Genomic DNA, 19,126 nt, shown 5'->3' with positions numbered 1-19,126 from the left:
ATGCTCGGCGGCGCGGGCATGCTGCTGGCCGCGAGTCCGGCGCAGGCCGCCGACGTCTCGTACGCCACGGAGTGCATTCCGCCGCCCATCTCCGGGCTGCCGCCCGTACAGGGCACCACCCAGGTGCAGGTGACCGCGCCCGCCGAGGCGAAGGTCGGGGACACCGTCGAGGTGGTCTGGAAGACGGTCCAGGCCGCTTCCAAGAACCCGGACATGATCGATCTGGAGAAGGACACGGTCAAGCCGACCGGCACCCTGAAGGTGGGCGGCGCCGCCACCGGCACCGTACAGATGGAGGGGCCGCGGCAGAACCCGCCGATCCCGAAGAACAGCGCCATGGTGCTGCCCGAGATGAAGGGCACGCTGAAGCTGGAGAAGGCCGGTGAGATCACGCTGACGCCGGACGCGTACAGCATCAACGTCTCCAAGCCGCTCTCCACGGACACCAAGTGCACCCCGAAGGCGGCCGTGCAGCCGGGCGCGACCATCAAGGTCACCGAAGGCGGCGGCTCGACGACCGGCGGTACGACAACGGCGGGCGGCACGACCTCCGGTTCCACGGCCGCGGGCGGTACGACCTCGGGCTCCACGGCCTCGGGCGGCTCCACCTCCGGTTCCACCTCGGGCTCCACGGCCTCGGGCGGTTCCGCCTCCGGCTCCGCCTCGGGCTCCGGTGGCGGCAGCGGCCAGACCGACTTCCCGGGCAAGGAGGTCGCCGTCCGCTTCACCTGTACCTCCCCGGGACCGGCGGACATCGGCTCCAAGGTCACGGTCAACGCCAAGAAGAGCGGCGGGAGCTACGCCCTCACGGTCAAGACGGCCAAGGGCGTGATGGACAGCCCGGCCGATCTGCCCGCCGGTGCGCTCAAGCCGTCCATGGACGTCGCCCTCGGCGGCTCCGACAAGGGCTCGGTGAAGGTCACCGGACCCGCCAACACCGAACCGCTGAAGCTGGGCAAGCCGGTCGACCTGGCCGACATGACCGGTACGTACAAGCCTGGCGCGTCCGGCAAGTCCACCCTCAGCCCCGGCACCCTGACGATCGACGTCACGCTGGGCGGCCAGAAGCTCAGCATCCCGTGCAAGGTGAAGGGCTCGGCGGCCGTGTCGCTGGAACTCGACACCACCGCGCAGGAGGGCGGCGCCACCGGCTCCGCCGCCTCGGGCTCCGGCGCCTCCGGTGCCGCGGCTGGCGGTACGGCCTCCGGCGGCGGGCTGGCGGCCACCGGGGCCGAGGACACCGGCACCCTGCGCGCCCTCGGCCTGGTCGCGGGCACCGCGATCCTGCTCGGCGGCGCGGTCTTCACCTTCACCCCGTGGCGCAGGCTGCGCGGCACCCGGTGACGGCCCGGCTCCCGTAACCGGCGTACGCCGGAGCCCGGAGCACGGCGGTCCGGAGCACGGCGGTCCGGACACGCGGCAGGGCCCGCCGCACCGTTTCGACGGTGCGGCGGGCCCTGTGCACGCGAGGCCCGTGCGTCAGCGCACGTCGCCCATGAGCGCGCTGACCTTCTTGCGGTACATCCAGATCGCGAACGCGGCGACCACCGCCAGCGTCGCCTCCAGGGCCACGATCCCGGTCCTGTTCAGGTCCACCCCCGCCAGCGAGAGCAGGCTGGTGGTGCAGTCGCCCGCGGTGACCGCGAGGAACCAGACCCCCATCATCTGGCTGCCGTACTTCGCCGGGGCCATCTTCGTGGTGACCGACAGGCCGACCGGGGAGAGGCAGAGCTCACCGACGGTCTGCAGGAAGTAGATCGACACCAGCCACATCGGGCTGACCTTGTCGCCGTCCGAGGCCATGGTCAGCGGCAGCATGAAGACGAAGAAGGAGACACCGACCAGGAAGAGGCCCGAGCCGAACTTCACGACCGTGCTCGGCTCCTTGCCGCGCCGGTTCAGCGCCAGCCATATCCAGGCGACGACCGGGGCCAGCGCCATGATGAAGACCGGGTTGATCGTCTGGTACCAGGAGGTCGGGAAGTCCAGGCCCAGCACGCTGTTGGTGGTGGAGGACTCACCGAACAGTGACAGCGTGGAACCGCCCTGGTCGTAGATCATCCAGAACACGGCGGCCGCGACGAAGAACCAGATGTAGCCGGACATCCTCGACTGCTCGGTCTTCGACAGGTCGCGGTCGCGCTTGATCCGCACCAGCACCGCGATCGGGATCACCAGACCGGCGACGGTGATCGGGACCAGCGCCCAGTTCAGCGTGTAGACGTCGGTGGCGACGACCACACCGTAGAAGACGACCGCGGCGGCCAGCCAGAGCAGGCCCTTGCGCAGGGTGGAGCGGCGCTCCACGTCCGACAGCGGCTTCGGTACGACGCTGCTGCGCGGGCTGAGGTGACGGGTGCCGATGAGGAACTGGGCCAGGCCCAGCGCCATGCCGACCGCGGCGATGGCGAAGCCGAGGTGCCAGTTCACCTTCTCGCCGACGGTGCCGATGATCAGCGGCGCGGCGAAGGCACCGAGGTTGATGCCCATGTAGAAGACGGTGAAGCCGCCGTCGCGCCGCGGATCGTCCGGACCCTTGTAGAGGTGGCCGACCATCGTCGAGATGTTGGCCTTCAGCAGGCCCGAGCCCAGCGCGACCAGCGCCAGACCGATGAAGAACGTGCCGGAGCCGGGCAGGGCGAGCGTGAGGTGGCCCAGCATGATGATCGAGGCCGAGACGGTGACCGTCTTGCGCGGCCCCCAGACCCGGTCGCCGAACCAGCCGCCGGGCATGGCGAGCAGGTACACCATCGCCATGTAGATGGAGTAGATCGAGGTGGCCGTGGCCGCGTTCATGTGCAGGCCGGACCCGGAGACCAGGTACAGCGGCAGAAGGGCCCGCATGCCGTAGAAGCTGAACCGCTCCCACATCTCGGTCATGAAGAGAGTGGCCAGGCCGCGGGGGTGGCCGAAGAAGGCCTTTTCGGAACCAGAAGTACTGGCCGGGTCCTTCGTCAGGCTGGACGCCATGGTCGATCCTTGTGTGCTCGGGACGCGACGCCTTGTGAGCGTGGTGCGCCCGGTGGGGGGAGGCCGGCACCGGCGCGCGCCGGTCCCGCCCCTCACGCCCGGGAGGGGAGGCCGTCCCGCCCGCCGGACCCGAGAGGGAACCGGACGGAAGGGACGGGGACCGACCGCGCCGGGATCCACGCCCGGCACGCGTTCTCGCGCTCCGGGCCCGGCCACAGGTCATTCACTGAAAGTCCGCGGCTGGCGGGTACCAGCCGGCCAACAAAAGAGACCCTCGGCGCTAAAAGCTGCCCAAGGGTCCTTGAGTCGTGCAACAGGCGTCAAGCAACCATACGGCACGACAGGGTCCGATATGAAAGGACTTGAGAGATGGATCACAGGTTAAGAGGGGGTTGTATTCCCATATTCGAAGGCGCTTGCCCGCCTGTCTCGCAGACCCGCAGGGCTTTTGGATCACCTCCCGGCAGCGCCCCCGCGCGGACTACCATCAGTCCATGACCCGTGTACTGCTCGCCGAGGACGACGCATCCATCTCGGAGCCGCTGGCCCGCGCCCTCCGCCGGGAGGGATACGAGGTCGAGGTCCGTGAAGACGGTCCGACCGCGCTCGACGCCGGTCTCCAGGGTGGAATCGACCTGGTCGTACTCGACCTGGGACTGCCCGGGATGGACGGCCTCGAAGTGGCCCGCAGGCTCCGTGCCGAGGGTCACGCCGTGCCGATCCTGGTGCTGACCGCCCGCGCCGACGAGGTCGACACCGTCGTCGGTCTCGACGCCGGTGCCGACGACTACGTCACCAAGCCCTTCCGCCTCGCCGAACTGCTCGCCCGCGTCCGGGCCCTGCTCCGCCGCGGTGCCGCGGAGCCCGCGCCGCAGCCCGCCACGCACGGCGTCCGGATCGACGTCGAGTCGCACCGCGCCTGGATGGGCGAGGAGGAACTCCAGCTCACGGCCAAGGAGTTCGACCTGCTGAGGGTCCTGGTCCGCGACGCCGGCCGGGTCGTCACCCGCGACCAGCTGATGCGCGAGGTCTGGGACACCACCTGGTGGTCGTCCACCAAGACCCTCGACATGCACATCTCCTGGCTCCGCAAGAAGCTCGGCGACGACGCCGCCAATCCCCGCTACATCGCGACCGTGCGGGGCGTCGGCTTCCGCTTCGAGAAGAGCTGACCCCGGGCGGAAGCGCCGGGGACGGAAACGCCGAGGGCGAAGACCGGGGGCGGGGACATCGAGGACGGAAGCACCCAGCATCCATGCGCCGCAGACTGATCAACTCCACGCTCGCCGTGGTGCTCGTGGTGATCGGCGTCTTCGGCGTCTCCCTCGTCATCGTCGAGACCCGCACCATCAGCAACAGCGCCCAGGAGAGCGTCGACTCCGAAGCGCTGCGGCTGATCAGCGTCGTCGAGAGCCGCCTCCTGGAGGACGAGCGGATCACCTCGGCGCTGCTCGCCCAGCAGATCGACAGCAAGCGCTACGCCCTGATCGAGATCCCCGGCCGCGCCCCCATCGAACTCGGTGAGCAGCCGTCCGGCAGCGTGATCAGCAGCACGGCCGAGGGGGAGCGCGGCGAGCGGGTCACCGTCGAGCAGTCCCGTTCGGCGGTCACCCGTGAGGTCGGCCGTACGTTGATGATCATCGGTGCGGTGGCGCTGCTGGCCATCGTCTCCGCCGTACTCCTGGCCGTACGCCAGGCCAACCGGCTCACCTCACCGCTGACCGACCTGGCCGAGACCGCCGAGCGCCTCGGCTCCGGCGACCCCCGCCCGCGTCACAAGCGGTACGGGGTGCCCGAGCTGGACCGGGTCGCCGACGTCCTGGACGCCTCCGCCGAGCGGATCGCCCGGATGCTGACCGCCGAGCGCCGGCTGGCCGCCGACGCCTCGCACCAGCTCCGTACCCCGCTCACCGCGCTCTCCATGCGGATCGAGGAGATCTCCGTCACCGACGACCCGGAGACGGTGAAGGAGGAGGCGAACATCGCCCTCACCCAGGTCGAGCGGCTCACCGACGTGGTGGAGCGGCTGCTGACCAACGCCCGCGACCCGCGTACCGGCTCCGCCGTCGTCTTCGACCTGGACGAGGTCGTCAAGCAGCAGATCGAGGAGTGGCGCCCGGCGTACCGCAGCGCGGGCCGTGCCATCGTCCGCTCCGGCAAGCAGGGGCTCCAGGCGGTCGGTACTCCCGGCGCGGTCGCCCAGGTGCTGGCGGCGCTGATCGAGAACTCCCTCATGCACGGCGGCGGCACCGTCGCCCTGCGCACCCGGGTCACCGGGAACCAGGCGGTCATCGAGGTCACCGACGAGGGCCCCGGCGTCCCCGCCGACCTGGGCGCCCGGATCTTCGAGCGGACGATCAGCGGCCGCAACTCCACGGGCATCGGCCTCGCCGTGGCCCGGGACCTCGCCGAGGCGGACGGCGGCCGTCTCGAACTGCTCCAGCAGCAGCCCGCGGTCTTCGCCCTCTTCCTCAGCCGGACGGCCCTGAACCGGCAGGAACCGGAACGCCCGGTGCGCTGAGCCCCCGGCGTGCCCGGACCGCGCGGCTACCGCCGTACCGCCGCATCGGCCGCGACCCGCTCCGTCCGGCCCTGCTTCAGCACCTCGGGCTCGCCCGCGGCGGGCTTCGCCGCGGGCAGGGCCTTGAACACCCACGTCCGGTAGGACCAGAAACGGAACAGGGTCGCGATGCCGATCCCGAGGATCTTGAAGACATTGCTCTGGACCGGGGTGTTCCATCCGAACCCGTACGTCGCCACGTACAGCACACCGGTCTCGATGACCGCTCCCACCGCGCTGAACAGCAGGAACAGCGTCAGCTCGCGGGTCCGGCCGCTCTTGTCGCGGTCCCGGTACGTCCAGTAGCGGAAGCCGAGGTAGTTGCCGAGGATGGCGACGAAGGTGGCCAGCAGACCCGCCCGTACCGTCGGGATCGGGGTGTACCGCCAGAGCAGGTTGGACACCCCGATGTTGACCACCAGGCCGACCGCCCCGACCGCGCCGAACTTGGCGACTTCCCGGGCCAGCAGCTCCAGCCGTGCCCGCAGTGCGCCCTGTTGGCTCATGGTGATCGTTCAGCCCGTCTGTCGTTCGTGCTGGGGGTCATGTGGTCGCGTGTCGTGTACGTCAACTCCGTCAACCCGGTCATGCTAACCAGCCCGCCACCGGGCCGCCCCCGGGCGTTGGGCGGGACGTGGTGATGCCGTGGCAGGGGGCCGGTCCGGCAGGGGGCGGAGGGTGTCCTGGGGAGCCCGCGGGCGCGGCGGATACCCTGGAGGCGTGACGTTCCCGGTAGTCGGCATGGTCGGTGGCGGTCAGCTCGCCCGTATGACCCACGAGGCGGGTATCCCCCTCGGCATCAAGTTCAAGCTCCTCAGTGACACCCCCCAGGACTCGGCGGCCCAGGTGGTGAGCGAAGTCGTCGTGGGCGACTATCGCGACCTGGACACGCTGCGCGCCTTCGCGCGCGGCTGTGACGTGATCACGTTCGATCACGAGCACGTGCCCACCGAGCACCTGCGGGCGCTGGAGGCGGACGGCATCCCCGTGCGCCCCGGCCCCGACGCCCTGGTGCACGCCCAGGACAAGGGGGTGATGCGCGCGAAGCTCACCGAGATCGGCGCGCCCTGCCCCCGCCACCGCATCGTGAAGGACCCGGCCGACGTGGCCGCCTTCGCGGAGGAGGGCGGCGGTTTCCCCGTCATCCTCAAGACGGTCCGCGGCGGCTACGACGGCAAGGGCGTCTGGGTGGTCCGCTCCGAGGCCGAGGCGGCCGAGCCCTTCCGGGCCGGTGTCGCGGTTCTCGCGGAGGAGAAGGTCGCCTTCGTACGGGAGCTGGCGGCCAACATCGTCCGCTCGCCGCACGGCCAGGCCGTCGCCTACCCGGTCGTCGAGTCGATCCAGGTCGACGGCGTCTGCGACACGGTCATCGCCCCCGCCCCGGATCTGGACGAGGCCCTGGCCGGTGAGGCCCAGCAGCTGGCCCTGCGGATCGCCGCCGAGCTCGGTGTCGTCGGCCACCTCGCGGTCGAGCTCTTCGAGACGCGGGGCCCCGGCGGGAAGCCCGGCATCCTCGTCAACGAGCTGGCCATGCGTCCGCACAACTCCGGCCACTGGACCCAGGACGGCGCGATCACCTCGCAGTTCGCCAACCACGTCCGGGCCGTGCTCGACCTCCCGCTCGGCGACCCCCGCCCGCGCGCCGCCTGGACGGTCATGTGCAATGTCCTCGGCGGTGACTACCCGGACATGTACCAGGGCTACCTGCACTGCATGGCCCGTGACCCGCGGCTCAAGATCCACATGTACGGAAAGGACGTGAAGCCCGGCCGTAAGGTCGGCCACGTCAACACCTACGGCGACGACCTGGCGGACGTGCGGGAGCGCGCCCGGCACGCGGCCGACTACCTGCGAGGAACGATCACCGAATGACCTCCCCCGCGCCGCTCGTCGGCATCGTCATGGGCTCGGACTCCGACTGGCCCGTCATGGAAGCAGCGGCCAAGGCCCTCGACGAGTTCGAGATCTCCTACGAGGTCGACGTCGTCTCCGCCCACCGCATGCCGCGCGAGATGATCGCGTACGGCGAGCACGCGGCGGAGCGCGGCCTCAAGGCGGTCATCGCGGGCGCGGGCGGCGCCGCCCACCTGCCGGGCATGCTCGCCTCCGTCACCCCGCTGCCGGTCATCGGCGTGCCGGTGCCGCTGAAGTACCTGGACGGCATGGACAGCCTGCTGTCCATCGTGCAGATGCCCGCCGGGGTGCCGGTCGCGACCGTCTCGGTCGGCGGCGCGCGCAACGCGGGCCTGCTCGCCGTCCGGATCCTCGCCGCCCATGACGCCGAGCTGCTGACCCGGATGCGGGAGTTCCAGCAGGAGCTGAACGACCAGGCGACGGACAAGGGCAAGCGCCTGCGCAGCAAGGTCAAGGGAGCCGACGCCTTCGGCTTCGGCAAGTAGCTTCGGCAGACGGCTTCGGCAGACGGCTTCGGGAAACAGCCTCAGGAAACAGTTCCGGGAAACAGGGGGACCGCACCGGTGGAGCAGGCACAGCAGGACCAGCAGGAGGAGAGGGCGAGGGAACTCCTCGCCGAGTACCCCGTCGTCGACGGTCACAACGACCTGCCGTGGGCGTTGCGCGAACAGGTCGGCTACGACCTCGACGCCCGCGACATCGCCAGCGACCAGTCCGCCCACCTGCACACCGACATCCCCCGGCTGCGCGCGGGCGGCGTCGGAGCCCAGTTCTGGTCGGTCTACGTACGGACCGACATGGCGGGCGACGAGGCCGTCAGCGCCACCCTGGAACAGATCGACGTCGTCACCGAGCTGCTCGCCCGGTACCCCGCCGACCTGCGGCGCGCCCTGACCGCCGACGACATGGAGGCGGCCCGTACCGAGGGCCGCATCGCCTCCCTGATGGGCGCCGAGGGCGGCCACTCCATCAACAACTCGCTGGGCACCCTGCGCGCCCTGCACGCGCTGGGCGTCCGCTACATGACGCTCACCCACAACGACAACATCGCCTGGGCGGACTCGGCGACCGACGAACCGGGCGTCGGCGGCCTCTCGCCCTTCGGCCACGAGGTCGTACGCGAGATGAACCGCACCGGGATGCTGGTCGACCTCTCCCACGTGGCGGCCTCCACGATGCGCGACGCGCTGGACACCTCCACCGCGCCGGTGATCTTCTCGCACTCCTCCTCGCGCGCGGTCTGCGACCACCCGCGCAACATCCCCGACGACGTCCTTGGCAGGCTCCCCGCCAACGGCGGCATCGCCATGGCCACCTTCGTGCCGAAGTTCGTCCTGCCGGAGGCCGTCGCCTGGACGCTGGCCGCAGACGAGAACCTGCGCGCCCACGGACTGCACCACCTCGACACCACCGCGCGGGCCATGGAGATCCACGCCGCCTTCGAGGCGGCCCACCCGCGCCCGGTGGCCACCGTGGCGACCATCGCCGACCACCTCGACCACATGCGCGACGTCGCCGGGATCGACCACATCGGCATCGGCGGCGACTACGACGGCACGGCCTTCCTCCCCGACGGCCTGCGGGACGTCGCCGGGTACCCGAACCTGATCGCGGAGCTGCTGCGCCGCGGCTGGTCCGCCGCCGACCTCGCCAAGCTCACCTGGCGCAACGCCGTACGGGTGCTGCGCGACGCCGAGGACGTCGCGCGCGAGCTGCGGACCCGCCGCGGTCCCTCGCACGCCACGATCGGGCAGCTCGACCACTGAGCGCACGGGGCGCCCCCCCGGGGGGGCGCCCCGCTCTCCTCCGTTACCCCGCGCAGAGGCAGAACGGGTGCCCCGCCGGGTCCGCGTACACCCGGAAGGTCCGCTCCCGGTCCGCCGCGTCCAGCACCGTCGCGCCCAGCGCCAGCGCCTCCTTCTCCGCCGCGTCCAGATCCGGCACGGTCAGGTCCAGATGGGACTGCTGCGAGGCCTCCGGGCTCGGCCACCGCGGCGGTACGAGACCGGGCGCCGCCTGGAAGGCGATCACCGTGCCCCCGACCCCGGTCAGCTCCACCCAGTCCTCCCCGCCGGGCACGATCTCCCCGCCCAGCAGTCCCGCGTAGAACGCGGCGAGAGCGGCCGGGTCGGGACAGTCCAGAACGACAGAACCCAGTGTGGCGACAGCCATGACACAGTCCTCCTCCGAGACGTGGTTACCGCTACATCGGCTTAACCGGTAACCGTTACTGCATGCTCCCGCATAGGAGGTAACGTCGCAACCATGATTGAGAAGGAACATGAGTGAGAAGGACGCCGCACCCGGGGCGCTCGCGCTGATCGAGTCCCTGGTCAACACCCTGGACGTGGAGACGGGCGCGGACACGCTCGATACGGCGGACGGCCGCGCCGCCTTCGGCCTGACCGAGGCCGAGGTCCCGGACGCCCGCGCCCTGCGCGAGGCGCTCCGTACCGCCTGCCTGGCCCACGCGGGCCACCGCCCGCCGCAGGGCGCCGCCTCCCCGCTGGACCGGCTGCTGGCCGAGGCGCCGCTCAGGGTCACCGTGGACGAGGCGGGAGCCGCCGCCCTGCGCCCCGCCGCCGAACCGGCCGGGCTGACCGCCCGCGTCGCGTCCGCCATCGCCCAGGCGGCGGCGGACGGCACCTGGACCCGACTCAAGGCCTGCGAGGCCGAGGACTGCCAGTGGGCCTACTACGACCGCAGCCCGGCGGGGCGCCGCCGCTGGTGCTCCATGGCGGTGTGCGGCTCCCGCGCCAAGATGCGCACCTACCGCGCGAAGCGCGGCTGAGGAGAGCCGGAACGTAACGAGGGCGGGCCCGGATCAGGCCGTCGGGCGCCCCATGGCCCGGAACGTCCATCCGGCCGCGCGCCACAGGCCGGCGTCGAGCGCGTTCCGGCCGTCCAGGACGATCCGCTGCGACACGGCCTCGCCGAGCGCCGCCGGGTCCAGCTCGCGGAACTCCCGCCACTCGGTCAGGTGCAGCACCACATCGGCGCCGCGCACCGCGTCCAGCGCCGTCTCCGCGTACCCCAGGGTCGGGAAGAGCCGCCGGGCGTTGTCCATGCCCTTCGGGTCGAAGACCGTGACCTGGCCGCCCTGCAACTGGATCTGCCCCGCCACGTTCAGCGCGGGCGAGTCCCGTACGTCGTCCGAGTCCGGCTTGAACGTCGCGCCCAGCACCGCCACCCGCTTGCCGAGGAACGATCCGCCGCCCACCGCCTCCCGGGCCAGCTCCACCATGTGGCCGCGGCGCCGCATGTTCACGGAGTCGACCTCGCGGAGGAAAGTCAGCGCCTGGTCCGCGCCCAGCTCACCGGCGCGCGCCATGAACGCCCGGATGTCCTTCGGCAGGCAGCCGCCGCCGAAGCCGATCCCGGCCCGCAGGAACTTCGAGCCGATCCGCTCGTCGTGCCCGATCGCCTCGGCCAGCTTCACCACATCGCCGTCGGCGGCCTCGCAGACCTCCGCCATGGCGTTGATGAACGAGATCTTCGTGGCCAGGAAGGAATTGGCCGCGGTCTTGACCAGTTCGGCCGTCGGGAAGTCCGTCACCACGAACGGCGAGCCCTCGGCGACCGGCGTCGCGTACACCTCGCGCAGCAGCTTCTCGGCGCGCTCGCTCGTCACCCCGACGACGATCCGGTCCGGGTGCAGGGTGTCCTGCACCGCGAAGCCCTCACGCAGGAACTCCGGGTTCCAGGCCAGCTCCGCGTCGGTGCCCGCCGGGGCCAGCTCCGCCAGCCGCGCCGCCAGCCGGGCCGCCGAGCCCACCGGGACCGTCGACTTGCCGACGACCAGGGCGGGCCGGGTCAGGTGCGGGGCCAGCGACTCGAACGCGGAGTCCACGTAGCTCATGTCACAGGCGTACTCACCGTGCTTCTGCGGAGTGTTCACGCAGACGAAGTGGACATCGCCGAAGTCCGCCACCTCTTCGGGCGAGGTGGTGAACCGCAGCCGCCCGGTGGATCCCTCGATGCCCGCGACGTGCTTGCGCAGCAGCTCCTCCAGGCCCGGTTCGTACATCGGGACCGTGCCGGTGCCGAGCATCTCGATCTTCTCGGCGACGACGTCGTAGCCGAGCACTTCGAACCCCAGCTCCGCCATGGCCGCGGCGTGGGTGGCGCCGAGGTAGCCGGTGCCGATCACAGTGATCCTGAGGGCCATGAAGTGCTCCTGGGAGATGCGGACAGACGTGCGGTGAACGAGCATAGTCCTGCTTCCGAAGGCCCGGATTCCGGCTGCCCGCACTGCCTGCGCCCCCTTCCCGACCCCCTGTCGTGAAGCTCACGCGGGCTTTGCGTAGGCCATCGCGGGCCGGGCGTCCTAAAATTGGGTTACTTAACGGTAGTTAGCGTCTGGGGAGTGAGCGTCTTGGCGGGTTCGACCGATTTCGACCTGTACCGTCCGGCCGAGGAGCACGATCTGCTCCGCGAGACGGTGCGTGCGCTCGCCGAGGCGAAGATCGCCCCGCACGCGGCGGCGGTCGACGAGGAGGCGCGCTTCCCGCAGGAGGCACTGGACGCCCTGACCGCGGCGGACCTGCACGCGGTCCACGTACCCGAGGAGTACGGCGGCGCGGGCGCCGACGCCCTCGCCACGGTCATCGTGATCGAAGAGGTGGCCCGCGCCTGCGCCTCCTCCTCGCTCATCCCGGCCGTGAACAAGCTCGGCTCGCTCCCGGTGATGCTCTCCGGTTCCGAGGCCCTGAAGAAGAAGTACCTGGGCCCGCTCGCCAAGGGCGACGCGATGTTCTCGTACTGCCTCTCCGAGCCCGACGCGGGTTCGGACGCGGCGGGCATGAAGACCCGGGCCGTGCGCGACGGCGACTTCTGGGTCCTCAACGGTGTGAAGCGCTGGATCACCAACGCGGGCGTCTCCGACTACTACACGGTCATGGCCGTCACGGACCCGTCCAAGCGCTCCAAGGGCATCTCCGCCTTCGTCGTCGAGAAGTCGGACGAGGGCGTCTCCTTCGGCGCCCCGGAGAAGAAGCTCGGCATCAAGGGCTCGCCGACCCGCGAGGTCTACTTCGACAACGTCCGCATCCCCGCCGACCGCATGATCGGCGAGGAGGGAACCGGCTTCGCCACCGCGATGAAGACCCTGGACCACACCCGCATCACCATCGCGGCCCAGGCCCTCGGCATCGCCCAGGGCGCCCTCGACTACGCCAAGGGCTACGTCCAGGAGCGCAAGCAGTTCGGCAAGCCGATCGCCGACTTCCAGGGCGTCCAGTTCATGCTCGCCGACATGGCCATGAAGCTGGAGGCGGCCCGCCAGCTCACCTACTCGGCCGCCGCCAAGTCCGAGCGCGTCGACAGCGACCTCACCTTCTTCGGTGCCGCCGCCAAGTGCTTCGCCTCCGACGTCGCGATGGAGGTCACCACCGACGCGGTCCAGCTCCTCGGCGGCTACGGCTACACCCGGGACTACCCGGTGGAGCGCATGATGCGCGATGCCAAGATCACCCAGATCTACGAGGGCACCAACCAGGTCCAGCGCATCGTCATGGCCAGGAACCTCCCCTAACCGGGTCTTGCAGGGCAGAGGCTATTTCGAGGGTCCGAGAGGACAGCTTTGGCTTTCTGTCCGTTGCGGCCTGACCAGGCCCGTTCCAGGGCGTCATGCTGGGCGGATGCCGGGCTGGAAACAGCCGCTGACCTGCACAGACAACACAGCCCCCGGCGTGATGCCGGGGGCTGCTGCCGTACATCGATCAGGCGACCTCTGACGCCTCCGCATTCCGCGGGAGCACTTCCCGGCACGAGGAGTCAGTGCCGACCCAGCGGAACGTAACGGAAAGCAACGGAACCAACGTCGTCCTTCTCGACGCCTATCGTCCGATCCCCACATCCCCGGAGCCGCACCCGAACCGAAGTGGTCGGAATCGGTGTGCGATTCCAACCCCTTCCGTGCATTGCTCTCACCAACCAATGCAGGAGCCCCGGCCACTGGCCGGGGCTCCTTTGTTGCTTCGGCTACGGGACAGCCCTTACCTGACAGAGCAGGCCAGTTCGGGCATCGAGCGATTCGGGGAACACGTCACGACGGCCAGGGACAGGTACGAGGGTCGTTCGAGGTAGAAGCCGTGGGACACATCACCGCCCGCCCTCAACCGCTCAGCGGCGGAGCTCACGAGCAGCGGCAGATGGATGGTGCCCCGCTCCGCCTCCGACGCGAACCGGGGTGCGTACTCCGCCAGCCGCTCCCCGAGCCAGGCCGCAGCTTCCTTCGCCTCATCCCATGTGCCACGAACTAACGAATGCGGCTTGACCAGCCAATACGCGGTTTCCAGCGGCGGCAAGTCAACGGTTGCGAACTCCGCCGCTACTTCCCGGTAGCGCTGGATCTGTTCCGGCTTGCTTCCGGCCGGGGGCGGCTCGGGATGCGGTGGCCGCCGCAGCGCTTCCTCGTCGAAACGTTCTTTCGGGCCAGTCCACAGATAGCCGTGATGGTGCACCAGTCGTTCCCGTTTCAGTTTTCTTGAGAGGCGAAGGGCCAGCCGGTCCCGACCCGATGGAGGGGGTGGGGCGGGACCGGCTGGAGAGGGGTGGATCAGACGGACGCGCCGAACCGGGCCGGGTCGATACCCGCCGCGTCCAGCTCCGCCGTGGTGAACCGAAGCGGCTCCGCGTCCGGCCGCTTGCTGTCACCGAGTGCCCAGGCGTCCTCGCCGATCCGGGCCAGAGTCACACACCCCTCGGTGCAGGGGCCGCCGCACGCCTTCACGAACGAGGCCCCGTCGATGTCGAGCACGTACAGGTCGGTTCCGTTCAGCATCACTGCACCTTCCTGCTCAACTGATCGCGGCCATGGCTGACCGCCGCCGCCCGTGTCGGGCGGGAGTCCATGGAGGAGAGGGAGAGGCTTCAGCGCCTGGAACCTTGGCCGCAGTCCGTGCAGCGCCAGCACTCGCATGGCGGCCAAGCGCTTGTGAGCAGTGGCGGAAGGTCGTCCGTCGTGGCGACAGCCTGCTCCGGCCCCCAGGTCTGCCCTGAGTCGCGAGAGACCCGCATGGTTATCAGGGGGCGGTCGGCGAAGAGCCTTGAGCCAGCTCCCCTGCTCATGACGCGTACGCCTCTGCGTGCTGCTGGCGCATTTGTGCGTTGGCGTCGGATACGGAGCTGTAGTCGAACGTGGAGCGAGCGTTCTCTCGGGCTACCGATATGGGAAGGCAGCCAGCGCAATCGGCTTTGGGTGACGACTCGCGCGGTGGCTCCGACAGGCACAGCCCTGCTGGCGTGTTGGTTCCATGATCGGAAGTTCCCTTTTCACTCTCCATGCCGCAATTTTCGGCGGGCCGCGGAGGCAGCTCTAGCCTGTTTCCTGTTCCCGCAAAAAGTCGTCTCGGATTCCTTCGACCAGGCCTCGCATGCGGTCGCCAGACAATGTCACTCGTTCGAATCCCTCGAACTTTTCGACGTAGAGACCGACGTCCCTTGGGTCCGTTACCACTACCTCGGCGTGGACGGTTTCAACCGTGACCATTCGATCATCGCGGATGACGAACGCATGATTCGCAATGTCGCGCTGCTGAATCCGCAAAGGGACTATGTGGATGTCCACATGCGGCAGGCGGGAAATGGAAACGATTCGGTCGAGCTGTGCCGCCATCATCTGTGGCGGAACAATACGCCACCGTAGGACAGGCTCTGTCATTATGAACCGCAGCGACTTGGCGTTGTCGTAGAGGATCGCTTGTCGTTCAAGCCTGCCGTTGATCGTTCGGGAGAGAGAGTCCTCACTCAGATCGTGCCGTTGGAGAACGGCACGGATGTACTCCGGCGTCTGGAGCAAGCCTGGCACCAGGGCTGGTTGGAACAGCCGGAGCGTGGACATCTGGGATTCAAGGGCCTTGGCGGCTTGCTGGCCCTTGTGGACTCCGATGCGCTTCAACAGGCGCCAGGCCGTTGCCTCCGTCGCGGATGCCCGCGCGGCCTCGGTGTACTCCACCTTGACCTCGTCCGAGACACCGATGGCGGTCAGGATGCGCTCTACGTCCGTCGCGCTCGCCGCGAGCCTCGCGTTTTCAATCTTGGACAGCTTGGACGGAGACATGAGGGCGCTGCGGGCCACCGCTTTGGCCTCCTTGCCGGAAGCTGCTCGCAGGGCCCGCAGTGCGGCCCCAAGCTGTGCTCTGTTCACGCCCCGTACTTGACCCACCATTCCGTGAACGGTTCCGCGTGGGTGAGTGCCGCGTCACGGTGCCCGGAAAATTCTGCTGCTCTTTCCGGTGGCAGGACTTCCGAGCCCAGGTATGTTCCGGCGCCGTCGTAGTTCATCACGGCCACGGAATCGGAGTCGAAGAGCCAGAAGTCAGGTACGTTTTCCAGGGGGTTCGGCCTGCCGGTGATGTCCAGAATGAAGAACTCCTCATCGCCGGACATGTTCTTCTGGTACCCCCACCCGAGTTCGAATCTAAGGTAGTGCGTGAGCGGGCGGCGCAGAATGTGAACCCGGTAGACTCGTTTCCCTTTTCCGGTGTGCGAGCGTAGTTCTTCGACCCATCCGGCGTTGTAGTCGTCCGGCTGCGGCTCGCCGGCCAGGAACGCGTGATAGGCGTCGACGTTCCCGGATTTGCTGTAGTCGTCGAGGGTTTCTAGCCGGAAGGCTTCGCGCCGGAACGTGTCGAAGAGGTCCCCGAGGGTCCTAGATGAGGTTGTCACGGATGGCCTTCTGGATCAGTTCCATCGGGATCTCGACCAGGGTTTCGTGAGCGGGAACCTGAAGCCCGTGGTCGGTCGGAGTCTCCCCCTGGACCAAGAGCGTGCCACGATCCGTTGCGTAGATTGTTGGGCAGTCCTTGATGTCACACGTGCTGACCAGCTTGGTGACCTTCATGGTCTGGGTTTCCCTCCCTCGTGCCGCTGCCAGTACCCCGCATCTGGGTTGATGCTCCCGAGGGTGGGATGCGCCGGTCAAGCGATCACGGTTGACGGAACGGGAAACCGCGCGACCCGCGCCGGACCTGTTCGTTTGGCGCGTGACGGGTGACGGCCGGTGCTTCTCTGGTGCCGGTGCCGGTGCCGGTGCCGGTGCCGGTGCCGGTGCCGGTGCTGGTCCTGGCGTCGGCTCACGGGGCGAGGGAGAGGAGGAGAGGGCACTGAGTAGCCTGGACGCTCGTGGACTGTTCGACGCGGGGAGTGGCGTGAAGCATCAGCAGGTGCTGGACAAGCTGGCCGCGAGAGGACACGTCCAAGCGCTGGACGAGGAACTGGCGCGCTGGGTGAACTGGCGGATGAGCACCCCGCCGCCCACGCACGAGGAACTCACCCGTCAGGTGACCGGCCCCGTGCTCACCCGTTGGCGTTGCCTGCTCGACTGCGACGACGCGCGTCCCGCGACGAAGAACGTGGTGTGGGTGGCGCTTGCCACGGTGCTGCACAAGTACGGCTTCCAGGACGCGGATGTCACCGCGCGCGCGATCAGGGCGGTCGATGAGCTCAACCGCGATGTCGTGCTCTCCGACGCCTTCGAGCGCCAGTCGGAGGACATCAAGAGGTTCCTGTCCGCGGCCCCCTCTCCGCTGACCCGCAAGCCGAGCGTCCCCCGCTCCCTCACGTTCCTGCGTGCGGGTGACGTCCTGTCCATCGAGGTGAGCGGGCGCTTCCACGCCGCGTACGTGTGGAAGGTGACGGACCTCAACGAGGCGCCCGTGATCGAGTTCTACGAGGGCACGTTCAGCCAGCCGCCCACCATGGCCGAACTGGCGGGCCGCGGGGCGGCTCGGCCAGCGGCGCAGGCCCGTTTCCGCGTCACCGGTCTCACGTACCTGCCGGACCCGGCCCACCAGGTCAGGGCGGTCGCGGCGGCGCACGCGGACGGGCCGCGCGGCGGGGAACCCGTCCCCGGTCAGGGCTTGTACGAGGTGACGGACGTGATGACGCTCCAGCGGCGGATGGCGGACCTGTTCGGGCCGGTCGCCGTCTGATCAGCGGGAGAGCCCGGGGAGTCGGCCGGGCCGGGCGTCACGGTCGCCTCGGCCACCGCGCGGCACACCCCGTGCTTCCCGTGCTTCCTGTACTTCCCGTGCTTCCCGTGCTTCCCGCGCGTCCTGCCCGTTCCGACGCATCCGAAGTCAGCCGTTGACGAGGTGGTCGATGTGGTGGTCGAGCACGCGTCGGGCGGCATCCGGCGAGCGGTACCCAAGAGCGACGTCCACGCCGAGGCTCGTGGCGAGCGACCAGCAGATGTCGGCGTCCATGAGCGCTTCCTCACGCGGCTGGGAGCCTCGCTCCTGCCGGGCCGCGGTGATGAGCCCGGCGGTGAAGGAGAGCAGTTCGTCACTGCCCGGAGCCAGGACGTTGGTCATGGCCGGGTCGGACACGGACCGCCCCGCCACAGCCAGGCAGAAGCGCATGAGCCGCGTGCTCTTCTCGTCGGAGCTGATCAGAGCGTGGAGGCATGCGCGAAGCACGGCTTTCGGGGCGGGCTCGCCGACCGCGCCGATCGCGTTCTCGATATGGGCGTTCACCGCCCCGACGGCCCGGTCGAGCGCGTCGCGGATCAGGGCCTGCATCGAGGAGTAGTAGTGCTGTACGTGTCCCATGGAGACGCCTGCCTCGTCGGCGACCTTGCGTAGCGTCACCTGTTCGATGCCGCCTCGCATCGCCAACTCCCAGACAGCCTCGACCAATCGCCGCCGACGCCCCTCGGCATCCACGATCTTCGGCATGGCGCCTCCGTCCTCCATCTTTTGCCATGCAACTGCATTGCGAAACATGTCCGCGGCCTTTTACAGTGCAGGTGCACCGTAACCGTCCCGGCGGCCGTGGACGTGCGACCGCCCCAGGCGGCGCTTCTGTGCGGCAGCGACGCTCCCGGACCTGGAAGGCATCACATGAAGTACGGCATCCTGCAGGCCCTCGGTGTGGGTCTTCTCGTCCTGGGGGCCAAGGGGGCGATCCGCCAGCTCTTCGACCACGACAACGCCGGACTGCTCGCCTGGCTGCCGGGCGGGTTCGCGGTCAGCATCACCGTCCACGTTCTCGCCGCCGCGGGCGGTGTGGCCCTCGCGGGCTGGGCCCGCACCGCGGCGAAGGCGGCCGACCGCGCCAGCTGAGGGTGGACGCGCGCACCAGGTCCCTTCCGGTGCCGCGTCCGCCCGCTGAGACCTTCACTTCCCCGCTGTCGAACCACTCTCCATGGGTTCGACGAAGGGGGTCCGCCACTCCGGGCGCGGGTCGGCGCCAAGGCTCGTCCAGTACTCCCTCCCGCGGACAATCCGTCCGTCGTGGACGGACCAGAACGAGACGGCGCGGAACACCCCGATGCCTTCATGCGGAACCTCGACCTCGGAGACGGCCTCATCGCCGTCGGCCACGATCCGCAGCACGCGAATCGACCAGCCCTCCAGGTACTCACGGTTCACCGCGACGTAGTTCTCCCGGCCCACGATGCGTTCACCGCTGACCGGCCACTCGATGACGGCATCCTCTGCGACCAGTGCGCCGACGCCATCCCAGTCCCGTGCCTGCATCCGGTCCCACAGCGCCTCGATTACTTCTGAATTCTCCATAAAGCGGAATCCTGTCAGGCACGTCTGACACTCGCCCTCGGGCCGCTGTCGTCCCGGCTCGTGGCTTGTCAGGCGGCTGTGTGGTGTGGGGTGCGGCAGTCGCGGCAGTGGCCGGGGTGGGGGGAGCGGAAGGCGCGGTCGCAGCCGTCGCAGTTCTGGA

Annotated in this window: 21 protein-coding genes; 10 read left to right on the top strand and 11 right to left on the bottom strand. The window is 69.4% G+C overall.

Annotated features, from left to right (window positions below; translation table 11 throughout):
• The gene (locus tag ACFVWY_RS30955; protein ID WP_389878239.1) at nucleotides 1-1,344 is read left to right on the top strand and encodes a hypothetical protein; all 1,344 of its coding nucleotides are present in this window, start codon (nucleotides 1-3) and stop codon (nucleotides 1,342-1,344) included.
• Nucleotides 1,345-1,479: 135 nt separating this feature from the next.
• Here the strand turns inward: ACFVWY_RS30955 and ACFVWY_RS30950 are convergent, their stop codons facing one another.
• Nucleotides 1,480-2,970, bottom strand: a complete 1,491-nt coding sequence (locus ACFVWY_RS30950) for a peptide MFS transporter (RefSeq protein ID WP_389878171.1) — start codon at nucleotides 2,968-2,970, stop codon at nucleotides 1,480-1,482.
• Between the two features lie 494 nt (nucleotides 2,971-3,464).
• Here ACFVWY_RS30950 and ACFVWY_RS30945 point away from each other — a divergent pair, with 494 nt between their 5' ends.
• Nucleotides 3,465-4,142, top strand: coding sequence for a response regulator transcription factor (locus ACFVWY_RS30945; protein ID WP_352277000.1), 678 nt, complete (start codon nucleotides 3,465-3,467; stop codon nucleotides 4,140-4,142).
• Nucleotides 4,143-4,225: 83 nt separating this feature from the next.
• Nucleotides 4,226-5,491: an ATP-binding protein gene (locus ACFVWY_RS30940; RefSeq protein WP_389878169.1), complete on the top strand. Its 1,266-nt coding sequence runs from the start codon at nucleotides 4,226-4,228 to the stop codon at nucleotides 5,489-5,491.
• Between the two features lie 26 nt (nucleotides 5,492-5,517).
• Here ACFVWY_RS30940 and ACFVWY_RS30935 read toward each other — a convergent pair whose 3' ends face one another.
• A complete protein-coding gene (locus ACFVWY_RS30935; RefSeq protein ID WP_389878168.1) occupies nucleotides 5,518-6,036 on the bottom strand; it encodes a GtrA family protein in 519 nt (172 codons plus the stop codon).
• 214 nt (nucleotides 6,037-6,250) lie between these two features.
• Between ACFVWY_RS30935 and ACFVWY_RS30930 the strand changes: the two genes are divergently transcribed.
• From ACFVWY_RS30930 to ACFVWY_RS30920, 3 genes are all read left to right on the top strand, one after another.
• Nucleotides 6,251-7,402, top strand: a complete 1,152-nt coding sequence (locus ACFVWY_RS30930; RefSeq protein WP_389878167.1) for a 5-(carboxyamino)imidazole ribonucleotide synthase — start codon at nucleotides 6,251-6,253, stop codon at nucleotides 7,400-7,402.
• On the top strand, nucleotides 7,399-7,929 hold the full coding sequence (gene purE, locus ACFVWY_RS30925) for a 5-(carboxyamino)imidazole ribonucleotide mutase (RefSeq protein WP_389878165.1): 531 nt from the start codon (nucleotides 7,399-7,401) through the stop codon (nucleotides 7,927-7,929). Before ACFVWY_RS30930 ends, purE begins: the two co-directional genes overlap by 4 nt.
• 78 nt (nucleotides 7,930-8,007) lie before the next feature.
• Nucleotides 8,008-9,210, top strand: coding sequence for a dipeptidase (locus tag ACFVWY_RS30920; protein ID WP_389878163.1), 1,203 nt, complete (start codon nucleotides 8,008-8,010; stop codon nucleotides 9,208-9,210).
• Between the two features lie 43 nt (nucleotides 9,211-9,253).
• On the opposite strand, the gene ACFVWY_RS30915 is transcribed toward ACFVWY_RS30920, so the two are convergent.
• Nucleotides 9,254-9,616 (bottom strand): VOC family protein, encoded by a 363-nt coding sequence (locus ACFVWY_RS30915; RefSeq protein ID WP_389878161.1) that lies wholly within the window; start codon nucleotides 9,614-9,616, stop codon nucleotides 9,254-9,256.
• 109 nt (nucleotides 9,617-9,725) lie between these two features.
• Between ACFVWY_RS30915 and ACFVWY_RS30910 the strand changes: the two genes are divergently transcribed.
• A complete protein-coding gene (locus ACFVWY_RS30910; RefSeq protein ID WP_389878159.1) occupies nucleotides 9,726-10,235 on the top strand; it encodes a CGNR zinc finger domain-containing protein in 510 nt (169 codons plus the stop codon).
• A 33-nt stretch (nucleotides 10,236-10,268) separates the two neighbouring features.
• Here the strand turns inward: ACFVWY_RS30910 and ACFVWY_RS30905 are convergent, their stop codons facing one another.
• On the bottom strand, nucleotides 10,269-11,612 hold the full coding sequence (locus tag ACFVWY_RS30905) for a UDP-glucose dehydrogenase family protein (protein WP_389878157.1): 1,344 nt from the start codon (nucleotides 11,610-11,612) through the stop codon (nucleotides 10,269-10,271).
• A 207-nt stretch (nucleotides 11,613-11,819) separates the two neighbouring features.
• Here ACFVWY_RS30905 and ACFVWY_RS30900 point away from each other — a divergent pair, with 207 nt between their 5' ends.
• On the top strand, nucleotides 11,820-12,977 hold the full coding sequence (locus ACFVWY_RS30900) for an acyl-CoA dehydrogenase (protein ID WP_389878237.1): 1,158 nt from the start codon (nucleotides 11,820-11,822) through the stop codon (nucleotides 12,975-12,977).
• 463 nt (nucleotides 12,978-13,440) lie between these two features.
• Here ACFVWY_RS30900 and ACFVWY_RS30895 read toward each other — a convergent pair whose 3' ends face one another.
• The 5 genes from ACFVWY_RS30895 to ACFVWY_RS30875 all read right to left on the bottom strand — a co-directional run bounded on the left by ACFVWY_RS30895 (nucleotide 13,441) and on the right by ACFVWY_RS30875 (nucleotide 16,289).
• Nucleotides 13,441-13,908: a hypothetical protein gene (locus ACFVWY_RS30895; RefSeq protein WP_389878155.1), complete on the bottom strand. Its 468-nt coding sequence runs from the start codon at nucleotides 13,906-13,908 to the stop codon at nucleotides 13,441-13,443.
• 95 nt (nucleotides 13,909-14,003) lie between these two features.
• Nucleotides 14,004-14,228 carry a DUF397 domain-containing protein gene (locus ACFVWY_RS30890; RefSeq protein ID WP_389878153.1) on the bottom strand — a complete coding sequence of 75 codons (225 nt, stop codon included), beginning with the start codon at nucleotides 14,226-14,228 and terminating at the stop codon, nucleotides 14,004-14,006.
• Between the two features lie 534 nt (nucleotides 14,229-14,762).
• A complete protein-coding gene (locus ACFVWY_RS30885) occupies nucleotides 14,763-15,593 on the bottom strand; it encodes a helix-turn-helix domain-containing protein (RefSeq protein ID WP_389878151.1) in 831 nt (276 codons plus the stop codon).
• Complete coding sequence (locus tag ACFVWY_RS30880) at nucleotides 15,590-16,114, bottom strand: DUF6879 family protein (RefSeq protein WP_389878149.1); 525 nt, start codon at nucleotides 16,112-16,114, stop codon at nucleotides 15,590-15,592. Before ACFVWY_RS30880 ends, ACFVWY_RS30885 begins: the two co-directional genes overlap by 4 nt.
• The gene (locus ACFVWY_RS30875; RefSeq protein WP_389878148.1) at nucleotides 16,098-16,289 is read right to left on the bottom strand and encodes a hypothetical protein; all 192 of its coding nucleotides are present in this window, start codon (nucleotides 16,287-16,289) and stop codon (nucleotides 16,098-16,100) included. The genes ACFVWY_RS30880 and ACFVWY_RS30875 overlap by 17 nt, the downstream gene beginning before the upstream one ends.
• Nucleotides 16,290-16,596: 307 nt before the next feature.
• Here ACFVWY_RS30875 and ACFVWY_RS30870 point away from each other — a divergent pair, with 307 nt between their 5' ends.
• The gene (locus ACFVWY_RS30870) at nucleotides 16,597-17,379 is read left to right on the top strand and encodes a hypothetical protein (RefSeq protein WP_389878146.1); all 783 of its coding nucleotides are present in this window, start codon (nucleotides 16,597-16,599) and stop codon (nucleotides 17,377-17,379) included.
• Between the two features lie 147 nt (nucleotides 17,380-17,526).
• Here the strand turns inward: ACFVWY_RS30870 and ACFVWY_RS30865 are convergent, their stop codons facing one another.
• Entirely contained in the window at nucleotides 17,527-18,123 is a 597-nt protein-coding gene (locus ACFVWY_RS30865) for a TetR/AcrR family transcriptional regulator (RefSeq protein ID WP_389878144.1), read from the bottom strand.
• Between the two features lie 165 nt (nucleotides 18,124-18,288).
• Here ACFVWY_RS30865 and ACFVWY_RS30860 point away from each other — a divergent pair, with 165 nt between their 5' ends.
• The gene (locus ACFVWY_RS30860; protein ID WP_389878142.1) at nucleotides 18,289-18,510 is read left to right on the top strand and encodes a hypothetical protein; all 222 of its coding nucleotides are present in this window, start codon (nucleotides 18,289-18,291) and stop codon (nucleotides 18,508-18,510) included.
• A gap of 54 nt (nucleotides 18,511-18,564) precedes the next feature.
• On the opposite strand, the gene ACFVWY_RS30855 is transcribed toward ACFVWY_RS30860, so the two are convergent.
• Nucleotides 18,565-18,966 carry a nuclear transport factor 2 family protein gene (locus ACFVWY_RS30855; protein WP_389878140.1) on the bottom strand — a complete coding sequence of 134 codons (402 nt, stop codon included), beginning with the start codon at nucleotides 18,964-18,966 and terminating at the stop codon, nucleotides 18,565-18,567.
• Nucleotides 18,967-19,126 lie beyond the last annotated feature (160 nt).

The sequence above is a fragment of the Streptomyces sp. NPDC058195 genome (assembly GCF_042883525.1).
Lineage (GTDB): Bacteria > Actinomycetota > Actinomycetes > Streptomycetales > Streptomycetaceae > Streptomyces.
The sequence above is the reverse complement of the archived record's forward strand: the minus strand, read 5'-3'. Positions and strand labels throughout refer to the sequence as shown.

What these genes read in the sequence shown, in the direction of transcription:
- ACFVWY_RS30890 (WP_389878153.1), bottom strand. Translation starts at nt 14,228, where the DNA reads ATGCTGAACGGAACCGACCTGTACGTGCTCGACATCGACGGGGCCTCG.
- ACFVWY_RS30940 (WP_389878169.1), top strand. Translation starts at nt 4,226, where the DNA reads ATGCGCCGCAGACTGATCAACTCCACGCTCGCCGTGGTGCTCGTGGTG.
- ACFVWY_RS30950 (WP_389878171.1), bottom strand. Translation starts at nt 2,970, where the DNA reads ATGGCGTCCAGCCTGACGAAGGACCCGGCCAGTACTTCTGGTTCCGAA.
- ACFVWY_RS30875 (WP_389878148.1), bottom strand. Translation starts at nt 16,289, where the DNA reads ATGAAGGTCACCAAGCTGGTCAGCACGTGTGACATCAAGGACTGCCCA.
- ACFVWY_RS30865 (WP_389878144.1), bottom strand. Translation starts at nt 18,123, where the DNA reads ATGCCGAAGATCGTGGATGCCGAGGGGCGTCGGCGGCGATTGGTCGAG.
- ACFVWY_RS30855 (WP_389878140.1), bottom strand. Translation starts at nt 18,966, where the DNA reads ATGGAGAATTCAGAAGTAATCGAGGCGCTGTGGGACCGGATGCAGGCA.
- ACFVWY_RS30915 (WP_389878161.1), bottom strand. Translation starts at nt 9,616, where the DNA reads ATGGCTGTCGCCACACTGGGTTCTGTCGTTCTGGACTGTCCCGACCCG.
- ACFVWY_RS30945 (WP_352277000.1), top strand. Translation starts at nt 3,465, where the DNA reads ATGACCCGTGTACTGCTCGCCGAGGACGACGCATCCATCTCGGAGCCG.
- purE (WP_389878165.1), top strand. Translation starts at nt 7,399, where the DNA reads ATGACCTCCCCCGCGCCGCTCGTCGGCATCGTCATGGGCTCGGACTCC.
- ACFVWY_RS30905 (WP_389878157.1), bottom strand. Translation starts at nt 11,612, where the DNA reads ATGGCCCTCAGGATCACTGTGATCGGCACCGGCTACCTCGGCGCCACC.
- ACFVWY_RS30955 (WP_389878239.1), top strand. Translation starts at nt 1, where the DNA reads ATGCTCGGCGGCGCGGGCATGCTGCTGGCCGCGAGTCCGGCGCAGGCC.
- ACFVWY_RS30860 (WP_389878142.1), top strand. Translation starts at nt 18,289, where the DNA reads ATGAAGTACGGCATCCTGCAGGCCCTCGGTGTGGGTCTTCTCGTCCTG.
- ACFVWY_RS30935 (WP_389878168.1), bottom strand. Translation starts at nt 6,036, where the DNA reads ATGAGCCAACAGGGCGCACTGCGGGCACGGCTGGAGCTGCTGGCCCGG.
- ACFVWY_RS30910 (WP_389878159.1), top strand. Translation starts at nt 9,726, where the DNA reads ATGAGTGAGAAGGACGCCGCACCCGGGGCGCTCGCGCTGATCGAGTCC.